The sequence below is a fragment of the Marinobacter sp. JSM 1782161 genome (assembly GCF_011421605.1).
GTDB lineage: Bacteria > Pseudomonadota > Gammaproteobacteria > Pseudomonadales > Oleiphilaceae > Marinobacter_A > Marinobacter_A bohaiensis.
Genome location: NZ_WSSA01000005.1, coordinates 170,387 through 191,965, shown reverse-complemented (window position 1 = coordinate 191,965; position 21,579 = coordinate 170,387). Strand labels below are relative to the sequence as shown.

The 21,579-nt window shown below is 60.8% G+C and carries 26 protein-coding genes; 19 read left to right on the top strand and 7 right to left on the bottom strand.

Going from position 1 to position 21,579, the window contains the following annotated elements:
• Window positions 1-183: 183 nt before the first annotated feature.
• Both GQB00_RS20085 and GQB00_RS20080 read right to left on the bottom strand, forming a co-directional pair.
• Complete coding sequence (locus GQB00_RS20085) at window positions 184-1,311, bottom strand: NAD(P)/FAD-dependent oxidoreductase (protein ID WP_165857591.1); 1,128 nt, start codon at window positions 1,309-1,311, stop codon at window positions 184-186.
• Between the two features lie 2 nt (window positions 1,312-1,313).
• Entirely contained in the window at window positions 1,314-2,630 is a 1,317-nt protein-coding gene (locus GQB00_RS20080; protein WP_111498116.1) for an SAM-dependent methyltransferase, read from the bottom strand.
• A 255-nt stretch (window positions 2,631-2,885) separates the two neighbouring features.
• Between GQB00_RS20080 and GQB00_RS20075 the strand changes: the two genes are divergently transcribed.
• Window positions 2,886-3,482, top strand: a complete 597-nt coding sequence (locus tag GQB00_RS20075) for an NADPH-dependent FMN reductase (RefSeq protein ID WP_111498115.1) — start codon at window positions 2,886-2,888, stop codon at window positions 3,480-3,482.
• Between the two features lie 2 nt (window positions 3,483-3,484).
• On the opposite strand, the gene GQB00_RS20070 is transcribed toward GQB00_RS20075, so the two are convergent.
• On the bottom strand, window positions 3,485-4,444 hold the full coding sequence (locus GQB00_RS20070) for an integron integrase (protein ID WP_165857590.1): 960 nt from the start codon (window positions 4,442-4,444) through the stop codon (window positions 3,485-3,487).
• A 260-nt stretch (window positions 4,445-4,704) separates the two neighbouring features.
• Between GQB00_RS20070 and GQB00_RS20065 the strand changes: the two genes are divergently transcribed.
• The 12 genes from GQB00_RS20065 to GQB00_RS20010 all read left to right on the top strand — a co-directional run bounded on the left by GQB00_RS20065 (window position 4,705) and on the right by GQB00_RS20010 (window position 13,045).
• Window positions 4,705-5,808: a hypothetical protein gene (locus GQB00_RS20065; protein WP_165857589.1), complete on the top strand. Its 1,104-nt coding sequence runs from the start codon at window positions 4,705-4,707 to the stop codon at window positions 5,806-5,808.
• Between the two features lie 61 nt (window positions 5,809-5,869).
• Window positions 5,870-7,360 (top strand): hypothetical protein, encoded by a 1,491-nt coding sequence (locus GQB00_RS20060; RefSeq protein WP_165857588.1) that lies wholly within the window; start codon window positions 5,870-5,872, stop codon window positions 7,358-7,360.
• A gap of 84 nt (window positions 7,361-7,444) precedes the next feature.
• Window positions 7,445-8,050: a hypothetical protein gene (locus GQB00_RS20055; protein ID WP_165857587.1), complete on the top strand. Its 606-nt coding sequence runs from the start codon at window positions 7,445-7,447 to the stop codon at window positions 8,048-8,050.
• A gap of 225 nt (window positions 8,051-8,275) precedes the next feature.
• Window positions 8,276-8,671 (top strand): ester cyclase, encoded by a 396-nt coding sequence (locus GQB00_RS20050; RefSeq protein WP_165857586.1) that lies wholly within the window; start codon window positions 8,276-8,278, stop codon window positions 8,669-8,671.
• Between the two features lie 108 nt (window positions 8,672-8,779).
• Window positions 8,780-9,043, top strand: coding sequence for a BrnT family toxin (locus GQB00_RS20045; protein ID WP_165857585.1), 264 nt, complete (start codon window positions 8,780-8,782; stop codon window positions 9,041-9,043).
• Window positions 9,033-9,269 (top strand): type II toxin-antitoxin system BrnA family antitoxin, encoded by a 237-nt coding sequence (brnA, locus tag GQB00_RS20040; RefSeq protein ID WP_165857584.1) that lies wholly within the window; start codon window positions 9,033-9,035, stop codon window positions 9,267-9,269. The genes GQB00_RS20045 and brnA overlap by 11 nt, the downstream gene beginning before the upstream one ends.
• Window positions 9,270-9,377: 108 nt before the next feature.
• Entirely contained in the window at window positions 9,378-9,896 is a 519-nt protein-coding gene (locus GQB00_RS20035) for an AAA family ATPase (RefSeq protein WP_165857583.1), read from the top strand.
• 85 nt (window positions 9,897-9,981) lie between these two features.
• A complete protein-coding gene (locus tag GQB00_RS20030) occupies window positions 9,982-10,326 on the top strand; it encodes a hypothetical protein (RefSeq protein ID WP_165857582.1) in 345 nt (114 codons plus the stop codon).
• Window positions 10,327-10,451: 125 nt separating this feature from the next.
• On the top strand, window positions 10,452-11,090 hold the full coding sequence (locus GQB00_RS20025) for a glutathione S-transferase family protein (protein WP_165857581.1): 639 nt from the start codon (window positions 10,452-10,454) through the stop codon (window positions 11,088-11,090).
• Between the two features lie 79 nt (window positions 11,091-11,169).
• The gene (locus GQB00_RS20020; RefSeq protein WP_165857580.1) at window positions 11,170-11,745 is read left to right on the top strand and encodes a YdeI/OmpD-associated family protein; all 576 of its coding nucleotides are present in this window, start codon (window positions 11,170-11,172) and stop codon (window positions 11,743-11,745) included.
• A 120-nt stretch (window positions 11,746-11,865) separates the two neighbouring features.
• On the top strand, window positions 11,866-12,534 hold the full coding sequence (locus tag GQB00_RS20015; protein WP_165857579.1) for a DUF899 domain-containing protein: 669 nt from the start codon (window positions 11,866-11,868) through the stop codon (window positions 12,532-12,534).
• A gap of 37 nt (window positions 12,535-12,571) precedes the next feature.
• The gene (locus GQB00_RS20010; RefSeq protein WP_165857578.1) at window positions 12,572-13,045 is read left to right on the top strand and encodes a hypothetical protein; all 474 of its coding nucleotides are present in this window, start codon (window positions 12,572-12,574) and stop codon (window positions 13,043-13,045) included.
• 37 nt (window positions 13,046-13,082) lie between these two features.
• Here GQB00_RS20010 and GQB00_RS20005 read toward each other — a convergent pair whose 3' ends face one another.
• The gene (locus GQB00_RS20005; RefSeq protein WP_165857577.1) at window positions 13,083-13,502 is read right to left on the bottom strand and encodes a hypothetical protein; all 420 of its coding nucleotides are present in this window, start codon (window positions 13,500-13,502) and stop codon (window positions 13,083-13,085) included.
• 165 nt (window positions 13,503-13,667) lie between these two features.
• Between GQB00_RS20005 and GQB00_RS20000 the strand changes: the two genes are divergently transcribed.
• The 6 genes from GQB00_RS20000 (at window position 13,668) to GQB00_RS19975 (ending at window position 18,177) form a co-directional block, all read left to right on the top strand.
• Window positions 13,668-14,897, top strand: a complete 1,230-nt coding sequence (locus tag GQB00_RS20000; RefSeq protein WP_165857576.1) for an RNA polymerase sigma factor — start codon at window positions 13,668-13,670, stop codon at window positions 14,895-14,897.
• A gap of 92 nt (window positions 14,898-14,989) precedes the next feature.
• Complete coding sequence (locus tag GQB00_RS19995; RefSeq protein ID WP_165857575.1) at window positions 14,990-15,436, top strand: YybH family protein; 447 nt, start codon at window positions 14,990-14,992, stop codon at window positions 15,434-15,436.
• A gap of 109 nt (window positions 15,437-15,545) precedes the next feature.
• Window positions 15,546-16,412 carry a YciI family protein gene (locus GQB00_RS19990; protein WP_165857574.1) on the top strand — a complete coding sequence of 289 codons (867 nt, stop codon included), beginning with the start codon at window positions 15,546-15,548 and terminating at the stop codon, window positions 16,410-16,412.
• Window positions 16,409-16,789, top strand: coding sequence for a YciI family protein (locus tag GQB00_RS19985; protein WP_111498098.1), 381 nt, complete (start codon window positions 16,409-16,411; stop codon window positions 16,787-16,789). The genes GQB00_RS19990 and GQB00_RS19985 overlap by 4 nt, the downstream gene beginning before the upstream one ends.
• A gap of 11 nt (window positions 16,790-16,800) precedes the next feature.
• The gene (locus GQB00_RS19980) at window positions 16,801-17,178 is read left to right on the top strand and encodes a VOC family protein (protein WP_165857573.1); all 378 of its coding nucleotides are present in this window, start codon (window positions 16,801-16,803) and stop codon (window positions 17,176-17,178) included.
• 276 nt (window positions 17,179-17,454) lie between these two features.
• A complete protein-coding gene (locus tag GQB00_RS19975) occupies window positions 17,455-18,177 on the top strand; it encodes an SDR family oxidoreductase (protein WP_165857572.1) in 723 nt (240 codons plus the stop codon).
• Between the two features lie 72 nt (window positions 18,178-18,249).
• Here GQB00_RS19975 and GQB00_RS19970 read toward each other — a convergent pair whose 3' ends face one another.
• The 3 genes from GQB00_RS19970 to speA form a co-directional block, all read right to left on the bottom strand.
• Entirely contained in the window at window positions 18,250-18,885 is a 636-nt protein-coding gene (locus tag GQB00_RS19970) for a ChrR family anti-sigma-E factor (protein ID WP_111498095.1), read from the bottom strand.
• Window positions 18,882-19,529 carry a sigma-70 family RNA polymerase sigma factor gene (locus tag GQB00_RS19965; RefSeq protein ID WP_165857571.1) on the bottom strand — a complete coding sequence of 216 codons (648 nt, stop codon included), beginning with the start codon at window positions 19,527-19,529 and terminating at the stop codon, window positions 18,882-18,884. The genes GQB00_RS19970 and GQB00_RS19965 overlap by 4 nt, the downstream gene beginning before the upstream one ends.
• Before the next feature lie 125 nt (window positions 19,530-19,654).
• Window positions 19,655-21,562: a biosynthetic arginine decarboxylase gene (speA, locus tag GQB00_RS19960; protein WP_165857570.1), complete on the bottom strand. Its 1,908-nt coding sequence runs from the start codon at window positions 21,560-21,562 to the stop codon at window positions 19,655-19,657.
• Window positions 21,563-21,579 lie beyond the last annotated feature (17 nt).

Genomic DNA, 21,579 nt, shown 5'->3' with positions numbered 1-21,579 from the left:
GAGTTCAGGCGTGGGGCCGTCAGGACCCAGGGGCCTGGCGGCCCCCCCGAAGCTGAAGCTTCGGCTACATTGACGGTGCTATGCCGCTCGCTTCGGGCGGCCCGCTCAATGTAGCGGAAGCTTCAGCTTCCGAGCAGGCCGCAGGCCTGCCCCGTCATCCCCAGGGCACGATCCCACCAACCCTCAAACCGCCACCTTCAACGCCGGCATATCCTGATGCAGGAACCACTTCTCGGTCACCACCTTGCGGGTGAACCAGTGGGAGCGCATCAGGCCGCTGGCGACGGTGGATTTGACCCAGCCCGGCAGCTGCCAGCCTTCGTTCTCGGACAGGGCGCGGCGGCCGAAACGGTCGGCGATGGCGTCGCCGTAGCGCTGCAGGCTCTGGGCGTGCATGTCCGGCGCGCGGCGGATGGTTTCGGCGGCCAGCAGCGCGGATTCGATAGCCGGGCGGATGCCCTCGCCGCTTTGCGTGTAGGCCAGTCCGGCGGCATCGCCGATCAGCAGGATGCCGTCGTCCACCAGCGGCCGCTCGGCGTGGGCGTAGAGCAGGTAGGCGTGGCCCTTGAAACGGCCGGGCAGATCCTCGGGGATGCGGCCCTGGTCCTTCATGTCCTGCACGAAGGCTTCCAGGTGGTCGGTGAGCTTGTGGTTGTCCTCCCGGCCCAGACCGATGTTCAGGTAGTTGCCCTTGCGGAACACCCAGGCGTAGCCCTTGAGGTCCCGGCAGAACCAGAGTTCCGGCTGGTCGCCCCGGGCGCGGCAGGTCTGCGCCTGGGCGTCGGTCATCTCGAATTCCACTTCCTTGGCGGCGACCACGGTTTCGTGCCCGCCGGGGCCGTCGCCGAGCTGGCGTGCCACCGGGCAGAAGTGACCGCCGGCGCCCACCACCAGCGGGGCCCGGTAGGTGTCGTTGATGATCCAGTTGCCCTCGTCGCGCACGATGGACTTCACGGGCGTCTTCAGCGCCTTGTCGGCGGTCACGCGGTCCAGCAGGTAGGTGTCGAACTCGCAGCGGCGGATGCCATAGCTCACCGGCTCGTCACCGTGGTCGTTGTCCACCGCAGGCTGGCCCATCATACCGATGCGGAAACGGTTGATCGGTTGCAGGGTGTTGGCCTGGCGGTAGTCGTCCAGGTCGATGCCCAGGCTTTCCACCACGGCGGGCGTCACCCAGCCGGCGCAGGTCTTGTCCCGGGGGAAGTCGGCCTTGTCCATCAGCAGGATGCGCTTGCCGCTGTTGCGCAGGGCCCAGGCCAGGGTGGAGCCGGCCGGGCCGCCGCCGACGATGATCAGGTCGTAGTGTTCCATGGTCAGACGGACTCCGGTGCAGCCGAGGATGCGTAGAGGTGCTTGCGGTTACGCGGCACGCTGTTGTTGTCCGCGTGGCTGAATACCACCTGGAACAGCTGCAATGAGCTGGTGCGGAACGCCGAGATCGAACCGGCCAGATACAGCCGCCAGGCGCGGGTAAAGTTCTCGTCGTACATGTCGGTCACCTCGTCGACGTGGGCCTCGAAGCGGTCCTTCCAGTGTTCCAGGGTCTGGGCGTAGTGCAGACGCAGGTTCTCCACATCCAGCACCGAGAAATTGCCCCGCTCGCAGATGCCGACGAACTCGCCGATGCTGGGCGGGTAGGCGCCGGGAAAGATGCGTTTCTCGATCCAGGCGTTCATCTTGCGTGGCGAGTTGCGGCCGATGCTGTGCAGCAGGGCCAGGCCATCGGGTTTCAGGGAGCGTTTGATCACCGTGGCCATGTCGTCGTAGTGGCTGGTGCCCACATGTTCCAGCATGCCCACCGAGACGAAGGCGTCGTACTGGCCGCTGATGTTGCGGTAGTCGTCCTCCACGTAGTCGATCTGCTGGTCCAGGCCCTGGCGTTTTGCTTCCTCGCGGGCGAACGCCAGCTGTTCCTTCGAGATGTTGTAGGCGTGCACGTTCACGCCATAGTTCCGCGCCATGTAGCGGGCCAGCCCGCCCCAGCCGCAACCGGCTTCCACCACGGTCATGCCCGGCTTGAGCTGGAGCTTGCGGCAGACGTGTTCCAGCTTGGCCAGTTGCGCCTGTTCGAGCGTGTTGTCGGCGCTCTCGAAATAGGCGCAGGTGTACTGCATCTCTGCCGTATCCAGCCACAGGCGGTAGAAGTCGTTGCCCAGGTCGTAATGGTGGTGGATGTTCTGGCGCGCATCGCCCATATCGGTGGAACGGGGCGCGTGGTTGGCCCAGAGCTTCTCCAGCCAGGCGGGCCAACTGGACTCGGCCTGGCGGGTGGCCTGGTAGAGCGTGTCCAGCAGCTCGGTCAGGTCGCCGGAGACGGTCAGCCGGCCGGCGCTGTAGAGATCGCCGAACGACAGGTTGGGGTTGGAAACGAGATGATAGAGTGCCTTGGGGTCGGTCAGGCCCAGGGTAAAGCGTGGCGAGGTGTTGTCGAGCCGCACCTGCGACCCGTCCCAGAGTTCGCACTGGATCGGTGGGCTGCCGGCGAACTCAAGCAGCTTCTGCAACAGTTTGCGCTCCCAGAAGTAGGATGCGCGACGGGTCTGGTAGGCTTCCAGCGGGATGGACAGGGCGTTCTCCTGTCGCGGCTCGCTGGCCGACTCGTGGCCGGTCTGGGTGTTCTGATACGCCATGGTGGTCTCCCTGAAAGTTCGAATCCCCTGATGGGGCCCCCGATCAATTCGCCATGCTGTCTCAAACGCACTCTGTCATTTATTTGTTCTTCTATCCCCCCTAGTATAGAAAATCGCCACTTACTGTCACCTTAATGGATCACGTGTAAGGCCCTATGGGGCCTATAGAATCGTCAAATATCGATTTGCTTGCTATTCACCCTATACCGTTTAGCTTGGTAACGAAATCCATCACCGGACCAGGAGACACGAACCATGGCCCAACCCGTCAAGCTGTTGTTCATGGCTGGCAGCACCCGCACCGGCTCCTTCAACGCACAACTGGCCGAAGCCGCCGCCCGCACGGCGGAGACGCGCGACGGCGTCAGCGTCACCCGCATCAACCTCGCCCACTACGAGATGCCCATCTATAACGGCGATCTGGAAGCGGAAAAAGGGCTGCCCCAGGCAGCACGTGACCTGAAGCAAGTGTTCCGCGACCACCACGGCTTCTGCATCGCTGCGCCGGAATACAACAGCACCCTCACGCCGCTGCTGGTCAACACCCTGCACTGGATCAGTCGCCCGGAATCCAGCGACGAGCCCGGTCTGGCGGCCTTCAAGGGCAAGGTGGCGGGGCTGCTGTCCGCGTCCCCCGGCGGTTTTGGCGGCATGCGTGGCCTCGTGCCCCTGCGCATGATGCTGGGCAACATCGGCGTGCAGGTGATCCCCACGCAAATGGCCGTGCCCCAGGCCAACCAGGTATTCGACGGCAACGGCGAGTTCAAGGGCGACAACTGGCAACCGATGCTGGATGGCGTGATCGACGAGCTGGTGGCCACGGCGGGCGCGGTGGGCCAGGCGGGCCGCTGATTTCAGCCCAGCGGGCTATTCACCCCCGCAAAGCCTTCGCCCAGCACATGGGTATAGATCTGGGTCGTGCGCACGTTCGCATGGCCCAGCAGCGACTGGACCGTGCGGATATCGCTGCCGCGCCGTAGCAGCTCTGTCGCGAACGTGTGGCGCAGCGCGTGGCAGCCGGTTGGCTTGTGAAGCCCCACTTCGGCTGCCGCGTTGCGGACCGCCTTCTGCACGCTGGAGACATGGATGTGGTGACGCACGGCGCGCCCGGTATCGTCCGCGCACAACCCTTGGGACGGAAACAGCCACTGCCACTCGAGCGACGTGTCCGCGCCGGGGTATTTGCGGCGCAGGGCAAAGGGCAGGGTGACGGGTGCGGTTATGTGCCGATCCCGCCCGCGCCAGGAAAAGGCGATGCGCTCGATGTGGGCGGCCAGTCGGCTTGCCAAGGCCTCGGGCAACAGGGTCGTGCGGTCTTTCCCGCCCTTGCCATCGCGAACCGTAATGACCCGCCGGGCCTGGTCGATATCCTTCACGCGCAGGCGGGCGGCTTCGGTCACCCTCAGGCCGGCGCCGTACATCAAAGACGCCATCACGTCATACGGCGATGACAACTGCTGAATCAGCCGCATGGCCTCATCGTGGGTGAGCACCGTGGGGAGTCTGGGCGGCCGTTTCGAGCGGGTGGCGTTACCGATATCCCCCAGTGGCGCCTCCAGCACCTTGCTGTACAGGAAAACGAGGGCGTTCAACGCCTGATCCTGCGTCGCAGCCGCGACATTCCGCTCCACCGCCAGCCAGGTCAGAAAGTCCCTGACATCGGACGCGCCCAACTGGCGAGGATGGGTCAGGTTATGGAAGCGGATGAAATAGCGAATCCAGTACCAGTAGGATTTCTCCGTCCGAATACTGTACCGGCCCAACCGCATCACCCGGCGGACCTGCTCCCTGAGTCGAGGTTCCCGTTGCGCCATTCGCTGACCTTCTGTCTGCGAAGCTGTGTATTTATACAGTTGTATTGAAATGACAGAATGAAGAAGTCAAACGAAGACATGGCGCCAACGGCGACGAGACGCTAAGGTGTTGTTTAAATGGAATTAACGACTGTGCCAGGACCGCCCGTAGGGCGACATTATCGAGAACGCACGATTATTCGATATCGCGGAACGCGGTCTAATTACTGTTAAACGCTTCGGCCTAGGCAAGGGTGTAATTTGTGAAAGGGATATTGTAAATGAGCCAAAGTGTTATTTCGGATAACTGGTCTTTACAGAATATTGCTGAGTTGCTTAGTTCTGGTATTGACGAAAGTGAAACGCACTATATAACCATTGATAAAGAGAATGATAGCTACTCATACGAAGCTAGCATGAGTGCGATAATCAATACAGAAGCACTGTTCGACTTAATAACCGATATTATACTTCGTGATCAAATTTTAGTTGAAGAGAAGTTTGTTAATACATGGAATTGGGAAGGCAACCCCTTTCAGAGAGCTCTTTCTCAAGGTGTAATACGCCCATATCCATTTTTAGTTGATTACAAAAAGCTTAGCCCTCCAAGAGAGGAGTTTATTAGTCGTTTAAGCCTAACATCCGATTTGAAGAAGGATCATGAGGAAAATCGATTGGGGTTCCTCAAAGATAGGTTTGCCCCTCATGGTTACCTATCGCAAACTCTTTGGGGTGGGGCCGGCATGTTGGCAAGGGGTTTCGTTTACGAGAAGGGTTACACCCCCCACCCAGTCAGAAAACGGTTTTTCACTGAAGCAGGCATAATGGTTTCTGGTGAGGATTCTGTTTTAAAGCTAAACAATCTGGTTTCAGAAAAGAGAGCCTCTATCGCCTCAGTCCACAATAGAGGCTCTGAGCTATACGCTTTGAACGTAAACATGCTCCCCTTGCCTATTCGAGTTATACAGGAGTCAAGTTCTGCGCGCGATCTTATCGATGTTGCGCTTGAATTAAGAAAAGAGTATCAAGAGTTGAGAGACTGGCTAAACTGTTATCAGTTGGCACTGAGTGATGGCAGCTACAAGGACATCATTAAATTTTCAAAAATTCTACAGTCAATTTCCAAGTATGTTGATTCAATGATTGGGAAAGTCGATTCAGATGCTCCTACATTTACTGCGGGAATTGGTGTTCTAAAAGTCGCCATGAAAGGTCAGCCAATTAATGCGCTATCCAATCAGTTTGGCGTTAGATCTATGGTGAATAGGCTTATTGTTAGTCGAAGCGGAACATCTGATATAAAAAAATATTTGGATTTTTTCGGGCATAAGAACTCGGTAGTAGGAATGAAGGTTATAGATCATTTTTCACATAGAAACGTTTAACCAGTGGTTCCAGGTGACGCCTGCGGCGCACCTGAGCCAAACGTTAAATCGAAGGGTAACAATGAGTACAGAGCAGGAAGAAGCACAGGGAGTAACAGCATCAGAGCGCTATCTTGCTTGGTTAGGTAAAAATACATTCCTAAGTCCCTGGTGTTTCCCCAATCTGTACACAGACGAAGGGAAGAAAGCCGAGGGTGGCGATGGTAAAGAACTGTGTGACCTTCTCGTTGTTTTCAAAGAACACGTCATCATTTTTTCCGACAAAGATATTGCCTTTAAAGATACTGGAAACTTGGAAGTAGATTGGGCGCGCTGGGTTAGAAAGGCAGTTCTGAAATCAGCTCCACAGGTTTACGGTGCCGAAAAATTTATTCGTGAGCACGCCGATCGAATATTTTTAGATCGTAAGTGTGAACAAGCTTTTCCGCTGGCATTTCCCTCCAATGATGAAATAAAGATACATAGAGTATTGGTGGCCAGAAATGCGACAGAGAGATTCCGGCAACATACTTCTGGAACCGGCTCGCTGATTCTGAACCCTGAAATAGCTGGAAAGGAGATGGAAAAAACGCCTTTTCAGGTAGGGACTGTGAATCCTGACAAAGGTTTCGTTCATGTTCTTGACGATGTCGCGCTTAATGTTCTCCTGCGAGAGCTTGATACAGTCCACGATTTAACAACCTATCTTACTGAAAAAGAGGCGTTAATTTCATCTGGGAAATTATTATTTTCGGCAGGTGAAGAAGAGCTTCTCGGCTATTACCTGTCGGAATCCAACAAGGATCGGGACCCTGGTTTTTATGTCAACGATTCCGAAACAGTTGTTGTAGAGCCCGGACTATACGACAGCTTAAGGTCGTTACCACAATACAGGCGAGGCAAGCAGCTTGACTCTGGTTCATACTTTATTGATCGGTTTATAGAGTACTTCGGTAGCCACGCACGAGATAATACTTGGCATTTCAGCAATGCTGAGGACTTCGATTCGGTTACTATGGGGATACGGGAATTTGCTTCCGAATCAAGGGTTGGGAGGCGAATTTTAGCAGATTCCATACAGGAAAAAGTAAAGTCACTAAAACCAGACCAGAGGGGAGTTCGTCTCCTTCTATCACCTACCAATCCTTTGACTATGTATGTTTGGTTGGTAGTGCCCGTGTCTGATCATTTCGAATCATATCAGAAATACCGCGACTTTCGAGCGGGTCTTCTAATCGCTTACTGTAAATCGGCAAAACTTTTAAAACCTGAAAGAAACATCGTAGTTGGTGTGGCTACTGATCCCCCAGGCGGGAATGGTGGCAGTGAAGATATGATATACCATGATACAAGCGAATGGTCCGAAGAAGACTACGCAGAGGCGCAGGAATTAAGGGAAAATCTTGGCCTGTTCAAAGAAGGTAATGTTATAGAACAAAACAAAAGGCACTATCAGTATCCAATTGCAGAAGAAAGAACCGATAATCGAGCGAAGCGCGAAGCAGGGAAAAAGCGAAAGACTGAAAGGAAAAGACAAAAGAATGCTCGTCGGAAGAATCGGAGTCGGAAATGATTTAACCAGTGAATCAAGCCGACCGTTTTTCGCTGGCGCTCCAAACGGCGGCTTATTCTGGCGTTATACAGAAGAAGAGGCCACATGAGTGCAGAGGAAAAGGCACCTCTCTACCATGCGAAAAGAGAGTTGGTCGCGGCGCAAAGAGCGATTGAACGCATGGGTCAGGCTTCCTCCCTCGAAGACTTAGAGGATGAATGGAAGGCTTATCTCAGCGCAATCGAGAAGTGCTGGATCAAAGTCGAGAGAGCTTGTCAGCATGTCCGAAACAAGTTCCAGCCATGGCAGGGGCAGTACGCAAACGAGCGAAGAAAAGACCCTCTCTTGAAGTATCTGAAACATGCACGAAATTCAGATCATCATTCCATTCAAGAAAACATGGATAAAAAGGTGGCTTCGAGTTCTATGTATGTAGAGGGAGGTCCCGGGGTTACTCACATTGAGCGCCTAGAGATTAAAGGTGGTCGGCTTGTCGAGTATCGCGGCAACAAGCCATTGTTGATTGAGAATCTTCCAAATAGAGTTGAACTGCTGCCGGTCAAGGATGGCAGCAAATGGTACAACCCACCATCGCAACATAAAGGAGCTAGGCTAGTTTGGCCTGCTCCGTTGGATGTTGCTCAATTGGGGCTTGAGTACTACACAAAATTTGTGTCGGAAGCTGAGGAGAAGTTTTTCGACACTGTATAACAACGCCAGGCACGCGACGCCTTTTTCGATGCGGCTTCGCCTCAACTACAAACGCGCGCATGCTGGCAGCGTTGAGGCTGTAGAAAAAGCACCACAACGAAGACACCGGCCGCCTGGTGTACGATCCGGCTGTAATCTGCTCAAAATTGGGAGAGCTCTACAGCGTCGTTAAGCGTCGATGCGGCCTTCCAAGCGATGGTCGAGTCTTGCTGTGAGGAGTCCTGGATGACCCAGTCCGAACTATCGAACATCTATCGAGACTACATCGCCTGCTTGAACGGGCAGGATTGGCCGTCGTTGGGACGTTTTGTTGATGATGACGTCAAGCACAACGGGGAGCGACTCGGAGTATCAGGCTACCGGCGCATGCTGGAGAGAGACTTTTCCGAGATCCCCGATCTATCCTTCAACGTTGAGTTGCTGGTATCCGATCCTCCCTACATAGCCAGCCGGCTCCGCTTCAACTGTACGCCAAAGGCGCGATTTCTTGGCCTGAGTGTACACGGAAGAACGGTGTCCTTTGCCGAGAACGTCTTCTATGAATTCCGCGACGAAAAGATTGTGCAGGTATGGTCCGTTATCGATAAAGCGGCTATCGAGGCGCAGCTCCTGGCGAACTGAGCAATGCCTAACCCCTCCATTGAGCGGACGCCTACTGCTAGCGGGCGTTGCCCGCTACGGCTTCGTCCCTATCTTGCGGGGTGAGTAAAAAAGGAATAATTTGTACTCATGGATGAGTTTGAATTCGACGAAGCCAAAAGCCAGGCCAATCTCGATAAACACGGTATTGATTTCGTGGCTGCCCAGAGGCTGTGGAAAGATCCGTATCTACTGGAGATCCGTGCAAAATCAGAGGATGAGCAGAGGTTCTTGCTGGTAGGCAAGATTGATGAAAGGCATTGGTCGGCTGTTGTCACCTACAGGGATGCTCGTATTCGTCTGATTTCGGTCAGGCGTTCCCGCAAGAAGGAGGTTGAGCTTTATGAAAGCTAAAGACTTCGATAAAAAATTTGAGGAAGATCGGGAAGATATTCTCGATGACCTGGACTTGTCTTCTGCTCGCCGTATCAACCAGGAACAAAAACGAATCAACGTCGATTTCCCGGCTTGGGTTGTCGAGTCGTTGGATCGTGAGGCGGCGCGCATTGGCGTTACCCGCCAATCGATCATCAAGGTATGGTTGGTGGAGCGTCTTCAGGCAGAATCTGCTAACAAGTGACTGTGAACTCCCCACGTAAAGAGTCCCGCACCGATCCAGGCCAGACTCAAAACGTGACGTCGCCATGACGTCTATTCCGGGCCGACGGCCATGTCGTTAGATTCCAACATGCACATCCTTGTCACCGGAGCCGCCGGCTCCGGTACCAGCACACTCGGCGAGGCCCTCGCCAACGAGCTGAATGCCGCTTTCATTGAGGCCGATGATGTCTATTGGCTGGAGACGCATCCGCCGTTCACGGAGAAAAGACCGGTTGAGGAACGGCAGAGGCTGATGCTAGCTCGTATGGAACGTGATCCGAGCGCGGTGGTTTCAGGGTCGGTGATGAACTGGGGCGAGCGGGTTGAGAACGCGTTCGACGTGGTGATTTTTCTCTATGTCGAAGCGTCTGTCCGCCTGGAGAGGCTGCGGGAACGCGAGGCTCGTCTTTTCGGCGCGGCCGATCCCGGTTTTCTGGAATGGGCAGCGCAGTATGATCAGGGAACTGCGCCGGGTCGAAGTCTCGCCAGACACCTGGCGTGGCTGGAAGCGCGCTCATGTCGCGTCATCAAGCTCGAAGGCGCCATGTCGGTTTCTGAGCACCTGGAGATCCTGAGACAGGACGGTCTAATTAGGCGCGGCAGTTGATCGCGTTTTTACGGGCTTCGGTTTCCAGAGGGTTGGCAGGCCGGCTCACCATCAACGACGACATCTGGCACAGGGAAAGCCCGCCATGAAGAAAACGCTACTGATCGCGTTGTTCCCGCTCACCACCCTGGCGTCCACCCTCGATACCCCGAACTACCGCATCGAGATCGAATCCAACTGCGTCGAGGGCGAGGTGTCCTGTGACCGGATGACCTACCATGGCACCAGCAAGATCAGCGGAAACGCCATCAGCCTTGAAGGCCGCACCTGGCACACCACCTGCGCGGATGGCGTCACGCCCTGCCGGTTCCTCGGTTATCGATTCGAGAACGGCGCCGTGACGTACCGGGTTCATGAAGACGGTCTGCTGGAAGTGGTGCGTCACGGCGACGAGGTGTTGGTGCATGAGCAGGGGACTTGGCAAAGGTAGCGTGTCGCCTGATGGACCGGTCGCGTGACTTTCCCGGATTTGTGTGCCAGACCTGTCGATTTCACCGGGCCCCGGTCGACTAGGGGATGCAGAGCGTCCAACCCGCACCGAACCAAGGAGCCACCATGAATACCCTGAGCCTGACCACCTTCGACTGGGTGCCCGATCTGCCCCGGGGCTACGTGCGCGACCTGCGCGTACGCTGGGCGCTGGAAGAGGCCGGCCTGCCTTACCGGGTCGAGAGCGTGCCGTTTCGCGACCGGGCGGCCGCGCATTTCGGGCACCAGCCGTTCGGGCAGGTGCCCTGGCTGACCGATGGCGACCAGTCCATTTTCGAGAGCGGGGCGATCCTGTTGCATCTGGGGGAGCTCAGCGATGCGCTGTTACCGACAGATGCGCGTCAACGCAGCGAAGCCATCCAGTGGGTCTTTGCGGCGCTCAACTCGGTCGAGATGGCGAGCCTGCCCTGGTCCCTGGCCCGGTTTCTCGATGACAACTCGGAAACACCGGCGCAGAAGCACCTGGAAGACTTTCTCGCCGCCCGACTGCGGCACATGGAAAGCGTGCTCGCCGGGCGGGATTGGCTGGTGGATTCTTTCTCGGTGGCGGACATCCTGATGGCCGACGTGCTGCGCCTGGTGGACCGGTTCGACGGGCTGGCGGATTACCCGGCCTGTGCCGATTACGTCGCCCGCGCCTCGGCACGCCCGGCTTTCAGGAAGGCCTACGCCGACCAGATGGCCCATTTCGCGGCGGCAGACTGAAAGAAACCATACGCCAGGCTGGACGCACCGGGCGGCCGATGCTTAGCTGGGTGTGATTCGCAAACAGGGAGACGCGACCATGAGCCCGAGCGACACCCCGGCCCGGTTCCAGGCCACCATCCTGCGCCCGGCCAAACCCGACGGCGACGCGGCCTGGGCGTTCGTGGTGCTGCCCAAGAGCGCCAGCGATACCCTGCCGCGCCGGGGCCGGACCACCGTCGATGTCACACTGAACGGCCATGGTTTTCAGGCGACCCTCGACCCGGATGGGCAACTGAGCCACTGGCTGCGTTTGGGGCCGGAGACGCTCAAATCCGCCGACGTGGCGGTGGGGGAGACGGCGTCCTTCGAGATCGCCCCCGTCGCGCAGGAACCTGAGCCCGACATCCCGCCGGATTTTCAGGCGGCCCTGGCGGCGGCCCCCGAAGCGCGTGCGGTGTGGGAGGTAACCACCCCCATCGCCCGCCTGGACTGGATTCACTGGATGACGTCCGCCAAGCAGGCCAGGACGCGGACCAAACGGATCCACGATGCCTGCGACATGCTCGCCTCGGGTAAAAAGCGCGTGTGCTGTTTCGATCCGTCCGGGTATTACAGCAAGGCCCTGAGTGCGCCCAAGGCGCTGGATGAGGATCCCGCGAGCGCCCCGTCCTGATCGTTCCGTCTGTTGTTTCGGTGGGATCGCGCGCTCCCGGAGAGAATCCTGCCGACGGGTGTCGAAATCGCGTTGTCCCAGACGACAAGAGGATGCACACGCACCAAAAGGAGCGCATCCATGAGCTCACAACCCACAACATTTCCCCGAATCGCCACGCAGGACGATTGGGAGCGGGCCCGCGAAGCCCTGCTGGTGAAAGAGAAAGCCGCGACCCGGGCGCAGGATGCCCTTGCGGCGGAGCGGCGCCGGTTGCCGATGGTGCCCGTTGAGGGCGATTACCGGTTTACCGGACCAGAAGGCGAGGTGTCGCTGCTTGACCTGTTCCAGGGCCGGCGGCAACTGATCGTCTACTGCGCCATGCTTGAGCCGGGGGCGACGCCCTGCCAGGGCTGTTCGATGGTGATGGACAACATTGGCGACAATCTCGTCCACGTTCGCGCCCGGGACACGACGTTCGTGTTTACCTCGCCGGCGCCGCAGGCTGAGATCCGGGCCCTGCAGACGCGGATGGGCTGGGACGCGCCCTGGTACACCGATCACGACCGCCGTTTCGCCGATGCCTTCGGCGCCGGCACGTGCTTCGCCTTGAACGTGTTCATCCGCGACGACGATCAGCGCCTCTACCGCACCTACTTCACCAATAACCGCGGCGTCGAGCTGTTCGACACCAACTTCCGCCTGCTGGACCTGACCCCGTACGGCCGCCAGGAAACCTGGGAGGACTCGCCCGAGGGCTGGCCGCAGACGGCACCCTACGAGTGGTGGCGGATGCACGATGAGTACTAGGATATAGAAACCAAACCCAATCGCAGGAGGCGATGTGATGTCATGGAAGACCCAGGCGCTGATGCGCCTGATCGGTACTATTGTTTTATCGACCGTCGCAGGCGGGGCCCATGCCGGCGAGCCGGAAGACTATCTGGCGTCGAAGACGTTCCTGCTCGAAATCCGCTACTGCGCCTGCCCGGCCACGGCGGCGGACGCGCCGATGGCGCTGCTGCCGTCGTTTCTGACGGACTCGTCGTTGCTGAGGGTCGATGTGGCACCGCCGGATCGCGGCTTTGTGGCGTCCGGGACCTTGGCGATGGGGTATTCGCTGTCGCCGGTTCAGGGCCAGCCGGGAGCGTTCCGGTTTGAGTACGCGGCGCGCTATGCGGTGAATGGCGGTGAGTCGTCGGGCGAGGGCGGGCTGGTGATGGAGGAGGGCCGCTGGCTGCCGCTGTTCGGATCGCACCAGACGGGAAGCGACGGCGCACAGAGCAGTGGCGTTGCGGTTCGGCTGAAGACCGCTCAGTAACGAAACGGCGGGACCGCATCGGGCCCCGCCGGTGACGTCATTCCGCCATAATCACGGTCATGACCAGGTCGCCGTCCATGCGCACGGGACCGTCTTCCTTGGCGCCAAGGGTGTATTCGAAGTGGCCGGTTTTCATGCCGCCATCTTCACCATGGATCATCAGCATCAGGTGATCGCCGGCGCTGACGTCTTCGGTCAGGATGGCGGCGACGTCCATGTTCTTACCTTTCTTGAGCGGCGCGTGACCCACCACCGGGCCCGGCTTGCCGCCTTCGTCGGTGCGGTGCACGACCAGCCAGCCGTTGGTGTCGGTGGTGACTTTCTTGGCGGTCACCGTGCCGGCGGCCACGTCCTGGTTATCCGCCCAGACACCCATCTTCATGTTGTCCATCGCCAGGGCCGGTGTCGCGCCCAGGGTGGCCATCAGAAACGCACTGCACATCAGGTGTTTTTTCATGGTTCTCTCCTTGCCATTGGATAATAACCCATCGGCGTCTTTGTCGTTCTCGATGGGGTTACAGGCAGCTACGCCCCGGGCGGCGAATCGGTTGCAGTTGCAATGCAGATTTTTTGAGCGTGCAATCGAACCGATCCCAACCCGGTTCTGAGCTAGGCTTCCTCCATGAACGAACGACTGCAGCAACTCTACCGCTCTGAATCCCGTCCCGTCCTGGCGACCCTGATCCGTCTGCTGGGGGATTTCGACCTGGCCGAGGAGGCTCTGCACGAGGCTTTTACCGCCGCGCTCCAGCAATGGCCAGAGCGGGGCGAGCCGGATAATCCGCGTGCTTGGCTGGTGTCCACCGGCCGCTTCAAGGCCATCGACCAGCTGCGCCGGCGAGCCCGGTTCGACGCCTCCCGGGAAGAACTGGTGCGGCAACTGGAAGATCAACTGGACGAGGAGGAAGAGCCGTCCGAGATCGAGGACGACCGGCTGCGTCTGATTTTCACCTGCTGCCACCCGAGCCTGGCGCCGGAAGCCCGCATCGCGCTGACCCTGCGCGAAGTCTGCGGCCTGACCACTGAGGAGATCGCCCGCGCTTTCCTGGTGGGCACGCCAACCCTGGCTCAGCGCATCGTGCGCGCCAAGACCAAGATCCGTGACGCGGGCATTCCCTACGAAGTGCCGGGCCGGGAGCAGATCGCCGAGCGCCTCAACGGTGTGCTGCACGTGCTCTACCTGGTGTTCAACGAGGGGTACGCGGCGTCCTCCGGCGAGCGGCTGATCCGCCACGACCTGGCCCGGGAGGCCATACGCCTGACGCGACTGCTCCAGCAACTGCTGCCCGAGCCGGAAGTGCTGGGCCTGCTGTCCCTGATGCTGCTGCAGGATTCCCGCCGCGACGCCCGGGTCGCGGCCGGGGGCGATCTGGTCCTGCTGGAGGACCAGGACCGCAGCCTCTGGCACCAGGAGCAGATCCGCGAAGGCTGCGATGGCGTGCTGCGGGCCCTGGCCAGCCAGCGTTTCGGGCCGTACACCTTGCAGGCGGCCATCGCCGCCGTACACGCCGAGGCGCCGTCGGCGCAGGAGACGGACTGGGCCCAGATCGTCGGGCTCTACGATGCCTTGCTGGCCATGCAGCCCTCGCCGGTGGTGGCGCTGAACCGGGCGGTGGCGGTGGCCATGCACGAGGGGCCCGCCCACGGCCTGGCGCTGGTGGATGAACTGCTCGAACAAAAGCCCATGGCGGCGTTTCACCTGGCCCACGCCACCCGGGCGGAGCTGTGCCGTCGCCTTGGTCGCGCCGACGAGGCTCGCGCGGCCTACCGCAGGGCCCTGGAACTGGCGACCCAGGACGCCGAACGGCGGTTCCTGCAACGCCGCCTCGATGAACTGGGCACCGCCCCGTAAAAAAATTTCCCACCTGTCGATTCCTTGTCCGGCCGTTCGACTACCTGATGAACCACCCCACAAGCGGGCCCATCACGACAAAGAGGCACCCCATGACAACACGACACAACGACGCCGCCGCGGAAGACGCTATCCGCACGCAGCTCTCGCAGTGGCAGGAAGCCGTGGTCAGCGGCGACGTGGCGCGCATCATGACGTTCTACGCCGAAGACCTGGTGGCCTACGATGCCGTCGTAGCGCTGCGTTTCAAGGGTCGCGAGGCCTACCGCAAGCACTGGCAATACTGCATGACCCTGTGTTCCGGCCCGTTCGAGTTCAAGCTGCACGAAATCGACGTCAGTGTGGCGGACGACCTGGCCTTCGCTTTCTTCCTGGTGCATTGCGGCGGCACCAACGAGCAGGGCGAGATGCAGACCGGCTGGATGCGGGGCACCTCCTGCCTGCGCCAGGAGGCGGGCGACTGGAAAGTGGTGCACGAGCACTTCTCGGCGCCGTTCGACCCGCAAACCATGGCCATCATCCAGGATGCACAGCCTTGAGCGAATTGAAGGCGCTGAGCCGGTCGACAGCCCTGAGCGAACGGACAGCCCTGAGCGAAAGAACAGCCCTGAGCGAACGGACAAGCCCTGAGCGGGCAGGAGGAACACCATGCGATTCATGATCATTCGCCGCGCCGATGCGGACACCGAAGCCGGCCTCATGCCGTCGGACGCCATGCTCCAGGCCATGGGGCGCTACAACCAGTCGCTGATGGACGCAGGCGCCTTTCTCGACGGCACCGGCCTGCGGCCTAGCCGGGACGGCGCCCGGATCGATTTCCAGGACGGCGAGCCCGTGGTCACCCAGGGACCGTTCGCCGAAACCCGCGAGCTGATCGCCGGTTTCACGATGATCGAGGCGGACTCCATGGCTCACGCCCTGGAGTTGGTCAAACGGTGGCCGCCGGAAGACGCGGATGGCCATACCCACCTGGAACTGCGCCAGCTCTACGAACTGGACGACTTTGTCGAAGGCGATGGCGTGGGTATCCACAAGGACCTGGAACAGCGCCTGCAGAAGCAGCCCGTCAGTATCGGTACGCACCTGCTGTTTCGCGGGGATTGCGCGGAGGCGTTCGCCTTCTATGCTGATGTTCTGGGAGGCCGGGTGGAAGCGGCCATTCCCTTTGGCGAGTCGCCCATGGCCGAGGAGGTCGAGCCCGCCTGGCGGGACAGGATCCTGCACGCTCACCTGAGCCTGGGCAAAGGTTACCTGATGGGCTGCGACGCGCCGCCCAACCACTACCAGACGCCCCAGGGGATGAGTGTGCAGGTGGAAGTCGACACGGCGGCGAAAGCCGAGCAGGCCTTCGCCCGGCTGGCGGAAGGCGGCACCGTCACCATGCCGATGGAAGCCACATTCTGGGCCGAGCGTTTCGGCAGTGTGATCGACCGCTTCGGCATCGCCTGGATGATCAATTTCCCTGGCTCTGCCGGGGCGGACTGTCCCATGGGCAAACGGGAGAACGAGGCATGAAATACCTGGCGCTGGTTTACTACGACGAAGCCATCATGAATGGCATGCCCCAGCACGAGTGGGACGCGCTCAACCGGGAGTGCATGGCCTGCGTGGAAGGCCTGGAAAGCAGCGGGCACTTCATCACCGGCAGCCCGCTGCTTCCCACCAGCAGTGCGACCACCGTGCGCGTGCGCGACGGCAAGCTGTCCCTCACGGACGGCCCCTTCGCCGAAACCCGCGAGCAGCTGGCGGGGTTCTACATGCTGGAGGCACGTGACCTGAACGAGGCCATCGGGCTGGCGCAGAAGATCCCGCCGGCGCGCTACGGCTCGGTGGAGGTGCGCCCGGCGCGGGAGCTGGTTGCGGAAGGCAACGTCGCTGGCGGCAACGGATAGGGAGGCAGGCCATGGCTGGCATCGCTTACTTTGAAATCCAGGTGGACGATCCGGAACGTGCCCTGGCGTTTTACGGGGACGTGTTCGGCTGGCGCTTCGTCAAACAGGACGGGTTGCCCGTGGCCTACTGGCGCATCGAGACGGACGGCATGCACGGCGGCCTGCTGCAGCGCCCCTGCCCGGCACCCCCGCTGGGCCAGGGCACCAACGCCTACGTGTGCTCGGTGGGCGTGGACGACTTCGACGCGACCGCCGCCCGCATCGAGTCCCTCGGCGGCCAGGTGGCCCTCGCCAAATTTGCCGTGCCCGGCCTGTGCTGGCAAGGCTATTTCATCGACCCGGAGGGCAACACCTTCGGCCTCTTCCAGCCGGATTCCGATGCCGGCTAGGGCGCCGTTGGGCGATTCCCGCGCATAAAAAAGCCACGCCCAAGGGGGCGTGGCTGGACAAGCAAGTGGGCCGCTCTCCGGGCAATCGCCCGTCGAAGCAGGCCATACTCATTCAGAGACACTAATCAACGCCTTCCATTCTCCAGTTTGTCGCTTCCGGCAACAGGTCAGAAGCTGACAAGTGTCGGTCATTTCCGGTCAATGCCGTGCTGGCGGTCTGTCGCAACAGTTGCGGCGTATTCCCTGCCAGAACCCCTTAGCAATTCCGGAGGCAGGATGGAACGCATAGTGATTGCTGGCGTCAGTGGCGGCATCGGGAAAGCCCTGGCGGAGGCGCTGTTGGATCGGGACGACGTTGCGGTGATCGGTCTGTGCCGGGAGCCGGCGCGGTTGTCCGATTGGGCGGCGCCGGCGGGCGAGCGGCTGACGCTGCTGCCCTGGGACGCTGGCTCGTATGGCCTGGATAGGGCGGCCTTGCCTGGGGATCTGGAGCTGGACGGGGTGATCTACGCCGCCGGCATCCTGCACGGCGAGGGGCTGAGTCCCGAGAAACGCCTGGAGGATCTGTCGGCCGACAGCCTGCTTCACGCCTACCAGGTGAATGCGGTCGGTTTCCCGATGCTGGTCCAGTCGCTGCTGCCGTACCTGCGGCATAAGCGGCTCAAGCGGTTGATGGCGATTTCCGCCAAGGTGGGATCGATCGGCGACAACGGTTTTGGCGGCTGGTACGCCTACCGGGCCTCGAAGGCCGCCCTCAACATGCTGGTGAAGAATCTCTCGGTGGAGCTGCCGCGCCGGGCCAGACCGGTGACCTGCGTGGCGGTGCATCCGGGCACCACACGGACCGAACTCAGTGCTCCGTTCCAACAGTCCCTGGCGCAATTGCAGGTGCACGACGTCAGCGATACCGCGGCGAACCTGCTGGGTATCTACGATGGGCTGGCTGAAGCCGATAACGGGGCGTTCCTGAGCTGGGACGGTTCAACGCTTCCCTGGTGAGAGGCAGGCAAAAAAAAGCCCCGGGAAGGGACCGGGGCAAGCGAGTTATTCAGGAAGGACGCAGATCGCTTCTCAGCGAATAAACGGGTTGAGCAGACGGGTGAAGGTTCCGGTCAGTTTCAGCGGCGCGCTGAGCACCGACAGGGTGATGCAGTCGTCCCCTTCCAGGGCTACCGGGCGGTGCTCGTCGTGCTGGTCCAGGACCACGAAGTCCCACTGCTTGAACACCCCCTTGTGATCGGTGAAGGCGCCTTGCAGCACGATGGTGGTTTCCACGCCGCGATGGGTGTGGGCCGGTGCCTTGCCGCCGGCGTTGAGTTTCTGCAGCACCACCTTCTCCGGCTGGCCGGGAAACAGGTCGGTAATGTCCAGCACGCTGACGTCGGCCAGTTGGCGCTTCCAGGGCAGGTGGTTCAGGTCCTCGCCCAGCAGGCGTTCGAGCGGGTTGCCGCGCGGTATCCTGGGCTCGGGTATCGACGCCGGCTCGTCGTCGATCCGCGACATGATCCGGTCGAACGCGTCGACGGAGACGTCGACCCGGCTCTGTTCCTCCATCATCACCGCGCCCAGGCTGTCGAGCGTATCCACGCGGCTGCGACAGTGCGGGCACTGATCCAGATGGAGGCGAATGCACAGCGCGTGCGGGTCACTCAGGTTCCCGGCGCTGAATTCCATCAGGGTGTGACTGTCAGGATGATGCTGGCTCATGCGTTCTCGTCCTGCAAAATGACCTTGAGCTTGTTCAGGGCAAGTCGGACCCGGCTCTTGACGGTGCCGAGCGGAATCTGGAGTTCGTCGGCGACCACCTGGTGCGACTTGTTTTCCATATAAACTTTGGCGATCACGGTGATCTGTTCTTCCGGCAGATGTTGGAGCGAGTTGCGGATGCGGCGCTCTGACATGATGCGGTGCAGGGAGGTGACCGGTTCGTTCTCGTCATCGCCGGGGATCTGCCAGAGGTCCTCGGTTTCCACGGTCATTTCCGCCCGCGAGCGTTGCATCTTGCGCAGCATGTCGATGCGCTGATTCCGGGCAATGGTGAAAATCCAGGTGGAGGCGGCGGCTTTGCGCCAATCATACAGGCAGGAGCGGCGCCAGATGGAGACGAACACTTCCTGCACCAGTTCCTCGGCCTGACCGGCGAGCCCGTTGGCCATGGCGTAGTACTTGATCTGCGGGCCGAAGTGCTCGAACAGGGCGCGGTAGGCTTCCCGGTCCTGGGATTTGCCGACCTTTTCCAGCAATGGGCTCCAGGGATCCTTGCGACCTTCGGCACGGCTGGAGCCGGGGTTGGGCGTGGACACTGAGCGGTCCCCTGTCGTGGCTGCGTTCGAACGTGTAGTTGTGATCATTCTATGTGCTCGCCATGAATTTGTCAGTTGACCGATTTACGCGCCCGGTTGGGCGCTGGATCACCGGTCGATGACAAATGGATGAGCGAGGGGCGAACAGTCCGGCCCGCGAGCGCGGGCCGGGATCAGTCTTCCAGGTAGGTGTAGCCTTCCAGGCCCTGCAGCAGTTCGCCGATCAGCGTCTCCCGCTCGGCGGTGGGCAGGTCGCTGGCGCCGAACTTGCGGCGATAGGCGTCGCGCAGGGTGTCCGGATCGAAGTTCACGTAGCGCAGGATCTTGGCGACCGTGTCCCCTTCGACCCGGTGACGCACCTGGTAGCGGCCGTCGTCGGCGTGGGTGACGTCCACCGAGTTGGTGTCGCCGAACAGGTTGTGCATGTCCCCCAGGATTTCCTGGTAGGCGCCGGTCATGAAAAAGCCCATCAGCATCGGCTGGCCGTCGTCGGCGGGCAGGGGCAGGGTGGTTTCCACGCCCTGGCCATCCACGTAGCGGTCGATGCGGCCGTCGGAGTCGCAGGTGATGTCCTGGATCACGGCACGCCGGTTCAGCGGCTGGTTCAGGCCGCTGATCGGCAGCACCGGGAAGATCTGGTCGATGCCCCACACGTCCGGCAGGGACTGGAACAGGGAGAAGTTGATGAACAGCTTTTCGGCCAGCTTCTCGTTGAGCTCGTCGATGATCTCCCGGTGGGCGCGGTTGCCGGCGTCCAGTTGGATCTGCAGGCGGCGGCAGCAGGCGGTGTAGAGCTGTTCCGCCTCGGCGCGGTGGCTCAGGGACAGCAGCCCGTGGGCGAACAGCGTGTGCACGTCGCTGATGGCGTGCACCACGTCGTGGTAGATCTCCACCTGCGAGCGGCGCGGTGCGCTCTGCTGCAGGCTGGTGTAGTCGCGCCACAGGTCATGCAGCGGGCCCGGCGCGTCGGCGGCGGGCTCGGACGGCGTCGGCGCGGCGGGCGCTTCCCGGTCGATCACGTTGGTGATCAGCACCGCGTGATGGGCGGTCAGGGCGCGGCCGGATTCGCTGATCAGGTCGGGGTGGGGAATGCCGGCCTGGTCGCACTCCGCCTGCAAGGTGTGGATCACGTTGTAGGCGTACTCGTCCATGCTGTAGTTGATCGAGCAGGCGCTGCGCGAGCGGGTGCCCTCATAGTCCACGCCCAGGCCGCCGCCGATGTCGACGGTGCCGATGGGCGCGCCCAGCTGGCGCAGTTCGCTGTAGAAGCGGGCGCACTCTTTCAGGCCGGTCTGGATGTCGCGGATGTTGGCGATCTGAGAGCCCAGGTGGAAGTGCAGCAGTTGCAGGCTGTCCAGGGCGTCGGCGGCCTTGAGCTGGTCGATCACGTCCAGCACCTGGCTGGCGGACAGACCGAACTTGGACTTCTCGCCGCCGGTGTTCTGCCAGTTGCCCTTGCCGATGCTGGCCAGCCGCGCGCGTACGCCGATCAGCGGCTGCACGCCGAGGGTGCGGGCCTCTTCCAGGATTTCCGGCAGCTCCGACTGTTTCTCCACCACGATAAAGACCCGGTGCCCCAGCTTCTGGCCGATCAGCGCCAGGCGGATGTACTCGCGGTCCTTGTAGCCGTTGCAGACGATCACCGACCCCGGCTGGCGGGACAGCGCCAGCACCGCCATCAGCTCCGGCTTGCTGCCGGCTTCCAGGCCGATCTGGCCCTGGCTGGCGGCGGGCTCCGCCTGGGTGATGGCCTCGACAACGTGGCGCTGCTGGTTCACCTTGATCGGATAGACGGCGGTGTAACGGCCCTGGTAGCCCTTGTCCTGCGCGGTCCGGTTGAACGCCTCGCACAGGCGGTTGACTCGATCATGGAGGATGTCGCCGAAACGCACCAGCACCGGCAACTGCACGCCCTGATCCTGCAGTTCCCGGGTGAGCCGGCGCAGGTTGATGGCGGCGCCGCTGTGACCCCGGTCCGGGCGCATCAGCACGTCGCCGGCGGCGTCGATGTCCATGTAGCCTTCGCCCCAGTGGGCGATGTTGTAGACCTGGTGGGCCTTGCTGCCGGTGCTGTCTGTCATGGTGGCGTCAATCCTTG